The sequence below is a fragment of the Streptomyces sp. CRN 30 genome (assembly GCF_034105845.1).
The window spans coordinates 1-6,231 of record NZ_JAVRHI010000343.1 but is presented as its reverse complement, the minus strand read 5'-3'; the positions used below and the strand labels follow the sequence as shown (position 1 = coordinate 6,231).

At 73.9% G+C, this 6,231-nt stretch carries 5 protein-coding genes; 2 read left to right on the top strand and 3 right to left on the bottom strand.

The genetic code is table 11. The annotated features are described in order from the left end of the window. Positions 1 to 925, top strand: a 925-nt coding sequence (locus tag UW392_RS36785) for an RICIN domain-containing protein (RefSeq protein WP_320779564.1), incomplete at its 5' end; no start/stop codon positions are given. 1 nt (position 926) lies between these two features. On the opposite strand, the gene UW392_RS36780 is transcribed toward UW392_RS36785, so the two are convergent. From UW392_RS36780 to UW392_RS36770, 3 genes are all read right to left on the bottom strand, one after another. Beyond that, the gene (locus tag UW392_RS36780) at positions 927 to 2,969 is read right to left on the bottom strand and encodes an ATP-binding protein (RefSeq protein WP_320779563.1); all 2,043 of its coding nucleotides are present in this window, start codon (positions 2,967 to 2,969) and stop codon (positions 927 to 929) included. Then, complete coding sequence (locus tag UW392_RS36775) at positions 2,966 to 3,742, bottom strand: DUF4255 domain-containing protein (protein WP_320779562.1); 777 nt, start codon at positions 3,740 to 3,742, stop codon at positions 2,966 to 2,968. The genes UW392_RS36780 and UW392_RS36775 overlap by 4 nt, the downstream gene beginning before the upstream one ends. 217 nt (positions 3,743 to 3,959) lie before the next feature. Further along, positions 3,960 to 4,625 carry a response regulator transcription factor gene (locus UW392_RS36770; RefSeq protein ID WP_320779561.1) on the bottom strand — a complete coding sequence of 222 codons (666 nt, stop codon included), beginning with the start codon at positions 4,623 to 4,625 and terminating at the stop codon, positions 3,960 to 3,962. A gap of 301 nt (positions 4,626 to 4,926) precedes the next feature. On the opposite strand from UW392_RS36770, the gene UW392_RS36765 reads away from it, so the two are divergent. Next, positions 4,927 to 6,231: ATP-binding protein (locus UW392_RS36765; RefSeq protein ID WP_320779560.1), on the top strand; the 1,305-nt coding region annotated here is incomplete at its 3' end.

Genomic DNA, 6,231 nt, shown 5'->3' with positions numbered 1-6,231 from the left:
GCAGCGGGTGAGCTGGTTCGGCAGCAAGGAGGACCGGCCGTATCACCTGGCGGTGCAGCGGTCGGGTGTCGAGCCGTTGGACGTGCCCGGCACGTTCGTGCAGCGGAGTTTCCTGCCGGGCTGGCTGGCCACCTTCCTGGGGCTCTTCCTCGCCCTCACCCTCGCCTTCGTGATGATCTGGATCGCCTACAAGCCGCAGGTGCGCTCCAGTGCCACGGAGTTGCAGGAGGCCGGCGTCAGCACCCTCGCCCCGAGCCCGTCCGCCACCGAAGAGTTGGCGCCACCCAGCGCTCCCGCCGAGTCGCCCGTCGAGCAGCCCACCCAGGAGGAGACGGAGAAGGAGGAGGACGCCGGCGGCGCGGGCGGTGACGGCGGCGGCGGCGAGGCGTCCCCGTCCGCCTCCAAGGAGCCGGACATCCTGCCCGCCTCCAACGTCATGCTGCTCAACACCACCACCAACATGTGCGCCGACATTCCCGGCCGCAACGAAGGCAAGATCAACACCGTCGTGCAGCAGGCGAACTGCCACGAGGGCGACATCGACGACCAGATGTGGGACCTGGAGGTGAAGTACCCGAAGGGCGGCCCCGGCGGGACGAAGCTCTTCCAGATCCGCAACACCCACGACCAGCTGTGCATGGACCTCCCGGGCTACGGGGCCAAGCCGGTCGGGACGAACGTCATCGAGTTCACCTGCAACGGCACGCAGGCGGACAACCAGCTCTGGTGGCTGGAGAAGCAGAAGAACGGGTCCTACTGGTTCCGCAACTTCGCCAGCAACAACAAGTGCCTCCAGGTCCACGAGACGAAGGACCGCGTCTCCGGCGTCAGGCTGACCATCCACAACTGCAACTCCGCCGAGAACAACCCCCTCGCCGACGGCGACTGGCGCATTCTCCAGGGCAAGCAGGACGACGGGTCCTGAGCTACCAGCTTCCCTCGCCCGGCACGAGGCGCCCGGCCTTGCGGTACTCGCGCCGGGCGCCTTCGAGCAGGTCGGCCGCCGTCACCGAGTCGCCGCGCCCGGCGGCGAGGTAGGCGGCGGTCACCACGGCGCTGCGGATGGAACCGCCCGCCAGCTCGAACTCCTTCGCCAGCGGCGACGGATCGATCTCCCCGTCGGTCGGCAGGTGCTTCAGACCGTGCCGCCACAGCGCGAGCCGCTGCTCCGGGTCCGGGAACGGGAAGTCCACCACCAGGTCCAGCCGGCGGGTGAACGCCTCGTCGATGTTGGCCCGCAGGTTGGTGGTGAGCAGCGCGATGCCGTCGAACGCCTCCAGGCGCTGGAGCAGGTACGCGCTCTCCATGTTGGCGTACTTGTCGTGCGCGTCCTTCACCTCGGAGCGCTTGCCGAAGACGGCGTCCGCCTCGTCGAAGAGGAGCACGGCGTCGGTCCGGTCGGCCTCGCTGAAGATCCGTTCCAGGTTCTTCTCGGTCTCGCCGACGTACTTGTCCACGACCGAGGAGAGCTGCACGACGTAGAGGTCGAGGCCCAGATCGGCCGCGACGACCTCCGCCGACAGGGTCTTGCCGGTACCGGACTCGCCCGCGAACAGACCGAGGACACCCCGCCCGCGGCCACCGCCGGCGCTGAGCCGCCAGTCGCCGAGGACCCGGTCGCGGTGGCGGGCGCGCAGCGCCAGCTCGCGCAGTTGCACCAGCGGCGCGTCGGGCAGGACCAGGTCCCCCCAGTCCACCGCCGGCCGGATGCGCCGGGCGTGCCGCTCAAGGCCCGACGCCGACTGCTGCCGGGCGCCGAGCCGCAGGTGGTCGGCGGTGACCGGGGTGCCGTCGAAGGCGGCGAGCGAACGGGCGGCGAGGGCGGCGCGCACGACGCGCTCCCCGCCGAGGTGGTACGGGGCGACCGTCGCCGGGAGATCCAGGCCGGGGTCGAGGGAGTCCGCGTCGCCGAGCGCCGCCGACCAGGCGTCCACCGCTCCCGCACGCCGCGCGGGCGCCTCCAGGACCAGCGGGTCGAGATCGGCCCACTGGGGGTCGTACGGCCCCTGCGAGGTGATCAGCACCGGGACGTCCGTCGCCGCGGTCAGCGCCCTGACGAGGCTCTCCGGCTTCTCGGGGAGGCCGGTGAGGACGATCGCGCGGCCGGTCAGGCGGGCCTCGCGGAGCAGCTCGGGGACGCGGTCCTCGCCGCCGGTGAAGTGCAGGGCCGCCACGTCGGCGGTGTGCAGGGCGGCGCTTACGCAGGCCAGGCCGTCGCCCTCGCGGCGCTCACGGACGTAGGCGGTCACCGGGTGCTCGGCGAGCAGCGCGCCCAGCCGGCGCGCGAAGAGGACGTCCGGGGCGGCCTCCTCCCCGTCCTGGCCGCCGTCCTGGTCCCCGTACGGGGTGACCGGGGCCGGCACGGGGCGGATGTGGCCCGCGAGGTACGCGTCGGGGGTGTCGTCGCCCAGCAGGTGCGCCACCAGGCGGTCGGGGACGCGCAGCGACCGGCTGAGGAAGGGGCGTTCGGGCTCCTCCACGACCAGCAGGCCGAGCGTCGTCAGCGGCGCCGACGGGTGCAGCCGGGACCGGGCCGCCGCGTCGTACGCGGGCAGCCCGCACAGGTCGAGGGCGAGCGCGACGGTGGCCCGGCGGCGGCTGACGTCGTCGTTGAGGTAGCCGTACAGCGGCTCGAAGGACCGGTCGAGGTCCGGGGCGAGGGCGACGAGCAGGACGGCGGTGTCCAGGTCCGACAGGTCCAGCCGGGCGGAGAGCGCCTCCAGCGGATCGCCCGGCGCGGCCGCTGCCGGGCTCTCCGGCGCGGGGCCGGGGCCGGCGGGGCGCAGCAGCAGGTGGCGTACGGCGTCCTCGGAGAGGTACAGGCCGCGCAGCGGGTCGTCGGCCGTGGGGTCGGCCGCCGCGCGGTGCTCGACCAGCGCGGCGACGCGTTCGCGCAGGAGGGCGAGGCGGTGCAGGAGCGGGGTGGGGTCCGGGGGGGTGAGGACGGGGGTGAGGGCGGGGGTCGTCACGGTCGTTCGGCGTCCTGTTTGTCGGCGGTCCCGGTCTCGGCGGCCCCGGGCCCGTTTCCGTTCCCGGTTCCGTTCCCGGTCCGGCGGGCGCGTTTGGCCATCGCCACCTGCCGGGGCCGGTGGGCGCGTTCGTCGGAGACCCGTTCGGTGCGGTCGGCCCACGGGACGTCGCCGTCGCCGTCGCCGCCCTCGCCCGGACCGTCGTAGGCGCGGACCCGGACCGCGGCGCCCTCGGTGACCGGCGGACCCGCGTCGTACTCGCGGAACGCCGGGAACGGCGCGGTGATGATGACGTCCAGGGACGGCTTCAGCTCGCCGCCGAGGGCGCTCCAGATCTCGGCGAGGGACCGGGCCTCCGTCTGGGCGGCGGCGACGGTCACGTACACCGACAGGCCCAGCTCGCTGAGGCTCCCCGGCAGCTGGCTCGGGTGCAGCACCTCGCGCGGCAGCAGCGTGGCCATCACCGCGGACAGCAGCCGGTGTTCGTCGCGCGGCTGCTTGGTCCAGGCGGTCACCAGGTAGGCGAGGCGGAACCAGCGCGCGGGCTGACGGCGCTTCACGACGACGTCGTACTCGTCGCGTACGGGGATCTGGCCGCGCTGGCGCCTGCCGAGGTCCTCGCGGATGTCGTACAGGTAGGCGTTGATGCCGGGGCCGTTGCGCCGGGCCGCCCAGTCGCGGGTGGGGGCGTCGAAGGACACGTCGATGCCGGAACCGGCCAGCGATCCACCGTTCAGCAGGTCCTTGAGGACCTCGTCGACCTCGTGGATCACCGTGTTCCCGCCTTGCTCACCGTGTGTTCGCCCTGCCTGGTCGTCCTGCCGGGGCCGCTCCGTCGCCCTGCCGTCCACCGCTGCCGTCGGCCGCTGTTCGCCGCCGTTCGCCACCGGACACGATCGTGCCCGGTGTGCCGCCCGTACCGCACGCTCGGCGGGGACGGGGACCGGGCAGCGGTGCTGCCCGGGAGTCCGCCTTCGATTGCCCGTTCGGTCAGATGTAGCCTTCCCTGAGGGCATAGGCCACGGCGTGCGCCCTGTTGCGCAGGTGCAGACGTGTGGTCAGTCCGTGCATGACGTTCTTGACAGTGCGTTCGGAGTAGGACAACTTGCTGGCGATCTCCCCGGTGTCGAGTCCCTCGGCCACCAGCCGAAGGACGTCGACCTCGCGTGCCGCGAGGCCCAGGGAGGGCGAACCCGGCCGGCCGGCCGCACCGCGGTGCAACGTCCCGACCTGGTTGATGAGCCGGCCGAGCAGATCCGCGGGCAGGTCCCCGTCACCCCGGGAGGCGGCCAGCACCGCCTGGACGAGCCGGTGGTCGGTGGCCTCCCGGCGCCACACGATGGCCCCCACACCGCACTCGATGACGTCGAGCAGCTCGTTCTCGCGGATCGTGCCCACCACGAGCACGGCGCGGGCGCCCTCGCTGCGCACGACCCGGCGCAGCCGGGTCAGCCCGGCGTCGTCGAGGGCGTCCTCGATCAGCAGGGCGACCGTGCCGGGGCCGGTCTCCTCGCGCAGTTCGATCTCCGGGTGGCGGCGCAGCTGGCTGATCGCGCCCTCGCGGCTGATCGGGTCCGGGGCGGTGACCGACACGGGAGTCCTGCGCCCGGGTCCGGCCGTGCGGCCGGAGTCAGTGGTCCGGGGTGAGTTGAGCAACCGTTTCCCCCAAGTTCACAGGTCCGCCGTCCGGTGAAGGGCAGAGGCGGATGGGCATGTTCCACACTTCTGGGACCGCTGTGACGGGCGCAATCGTGGAGCACCACGAGGCACACCACGAGACCAGAGGGGCAAGAACCGCGCAAACCTCTGGTCTTCGCAGGTCAGTCCATGTACAGGGCCTCCCCGGGGGCCACTTGACGGTAGGGAGGACACCGTCGTGAGCCTCGCCACAGCCGCGCAACCGTCCTCGGTCCGTCCCGTCCTACAGGCCGAGGCGCACCCACCACGGGAGGCAGGCATGATCCGTCCGCTGTGCGAACGCGACGACACGCACGCACTGATCACGGCGGAGACCGCGCGCGCCCGCGCCGGTGCCGGCCGTCTCGTCCTGCTGCGCGGCGCCACGGGGACCGGCCGCACCGCGGCCCTGGAGGCGGCGGCGGAACACGCCGCCGACCAGGGCATGAGGGTGCTGCGCGTGCACTGCTCCCCGCAGGAGCGGGAGGTGCCGTTCGCGGCGGTACGGCACTGTCTGAGCCGGGTGCCGGAGTTCACCGGCGCGGGGCCGGGGGGTGCCGGCTGGGTGCCGGGGGCCGTGGGGGAGGGGGCGAGCGACGCCTCTGCCGGGGTGGCTGCCGGGGGGCCGTCCGGTTCCGGTGTCCCGTCTGCCGGTGTCCCGTCCGGGTCCGGGGTTCCGGCTGTCGGTGTTCCGTCCGGGTCCGGTGTTCCGTCCGCCGGTGTACCGGTCTTCGGGGACGAGGAGCGGCGTACGGCCGCCCGGTTGTGGCGGCTGCTCGTCGACCACGCCGCCGAGTCGCCCGTCATGGTCACCGTGGACGACGTGCACCTCGCCGACGCCGCCTCGCGGCGCTGGCTGGTGGAGGCGGCCCGCCGGGTCGGCTCATTACCGGTCCTGATCGTCGCCACCGAGCGCAGCCAGTACGACATCGAGCCGGAACCCGCCGGCCTCACCCACGCCCTGCCCCGCTCCCTGGTCCGCACCCACATCCTCGCCCCGCTCGGCGACCCCGCCGCGGCGGAACTCCTGCGTGCCGCTTTCCCCGAGGCCGGCCCGGAGTGGATCGAGGAGTGCGTACGGGCCGGTGCGGGCAGTCCGCTGCTGCTGCGCGCCCTCCTCGACGACCTCGGCGGCACCCCGCCCCGGCGCCTGCCGCAGTCCGTGCCGGAGACCACCGCCGCGCTGTACCCGGGTGCCTACCCGGCCGCCGTCTCCTGGTGGCTGGAGAGCGCGGGCCAGGCGACGGCGGACGTGGCCCGCGCGCTGGCGACGCTGGAACAGGCGTGGCCGGCGGCGACGACCGACGCGGGGTTCCTCGGGTCCCAGGACCCGGTGGCCCCCCTCACCGACGCTTCGGCGAGCCACCGGTCTCCCGATCCGGCGGCTTCCCCCGCCGACGACCCCGTGCCCCTTCTCGCCGAGGCCACCGGTACCGACCCGGCCCGGGTCGCCGGGTGGCTCACCGCGATGACGCGGCTCGGGTGGTTGCGGGCCGGCGGGGCGGGCCCCCGCTACGCGCATCCGCTGCTGCGGGACGCCGTGGTCGCCGGGTGGCCCACCGCCCGGCGGCAGCAGGCGCACCGG